1 pseudogene is annotated in these 1,392 nt (G+C 71.0%); it reads right to left on the reverse strand.

From position 1 onward, the window contains the following. Positions 1-1,392, reverse strand: a pseudogene (locus EVC45_RS46025) (Type III effector protein (Skwp 4)); the annotation flags it as partial.

Raw genomic sequence — 1,392 nt, forward strand, 5'->3', positions numbered from 1 at the left:
GACGCCAGCCGCCAGGCCGCCTCACGCAGGCCGCTCTCCTGCGGCCATCGCGACAGGGCATTGAGGCTGCTGGCCACGGCCGGCGCGTTCATCGACTCGCGCAGCCCGGCCTCCGAGGCCACGCGCCCGGCCAGCCTCAACGCCGCGTCCCGGGCTCCGCCCTCGTCCGGCCACTTCGCGAGGGCATTGAGCGCGTTGGCCACTTGCTGCGCGTTCATCGACTCGCGCAGCCACGCATCCGAGGCCAGACGACCGGCCAGGCGCAGCGCCGCTTCACGCGCGTCGTCCTCACCCGGCCACTTCGCGAGGGCATTGAGAGCGTTGGCCATCGCCTGCGCGTTCATCGACTCGCGCAGCCACGCATCCGAGGCCAGTCGACCGGCCAGGCGCAGCGCCGCTTCACGCGCGTCGGCCTCGTCCGGCCACTTCGCGAGCGCATTGAGCGCATTGGCCACCGCCTGCGCGTTCAACGACTCGCGCAGCCTCACGCCCGCCTCCGATGCCAGGCGACCAGCCAGGCGCAGCGCCGCTTCACGCGCGTTGGCCTCGTCCGGCCACTTCGATAACGCATTGAGCGCGTTGGCCACTTCCTGCGCGTTCATCAACCCGCGCAGCCTGGCCTCCGAGGCCACGCGACCGGCCAGGCGCAGGGCCCCGTTACGCGCGTCGTCCTCGTCCGGCCACTTCGCGAGCGCACCGAGGGCCATGGCCACATGTTGGGCTTCCATCGACTCGCGCAGCCCTGCACCCGATGCCACGCGCCCGGCCAGGCGCAGCGCCGCTTCACGCGCACCGTCCTCGTCCGGCCACTTCGAGAGTGCATTGAGCACGCTGGCCACTTCCTGCGCGTTCATCGACTCGCGCAGGCCCGCCTCCGAGGCCAGGCGCCCGGCCAGGCGCAGCGCCGCTTCACGCGCGTCGGCCTCGTCCGGCCACTTCGAGAGGGCATTAAGCGCGTTGGCCACCGCCTGCGCGTTCATCAACCCGCGCAGCCCGGCATCCGAGGTCAGGCGACCGGCCAGCTGTAGCGCGGCTCCTCCCGCATCGGCCTCGTCCGGCCACTTCGAGAGTGCATTGAGTGCGTTGGCCACCGCCTGCGCATTCATTGATTCGCGCAGCCCAGCATTCAATGTCAGGCGACCGGCCAGGCGCAGGGCCGCTTCACGCGCGTCGGCCTCGTCCGGCCACTTCGCGAGTGCATTGAGCGCGTTGGCCACCTCCTGCGCGTTCATCGACCCGCGCAGGCGCGCGTCTGTTGCGACGCGCCTGGCCAGTTCCAGTGCTTCTTTCCGGCCCCTGCCATCGTCCGGCCATTTGCTCAGGGCATTGAGCAGATTTGCGATATCCTGTGCGTTCAGCCTCCCGGCGTGGCCGCGCAGCCGGACCTGCCCG

It is taken from the genome of Paraburkholderia sp. UYCP14C, assembly GCF_004197395.1.
GTDB lineage: Bacteria > Pseudomonadota > Gammaproteobacteria > Burkholderiales > Burkholderiaceae > Paraburkholderia.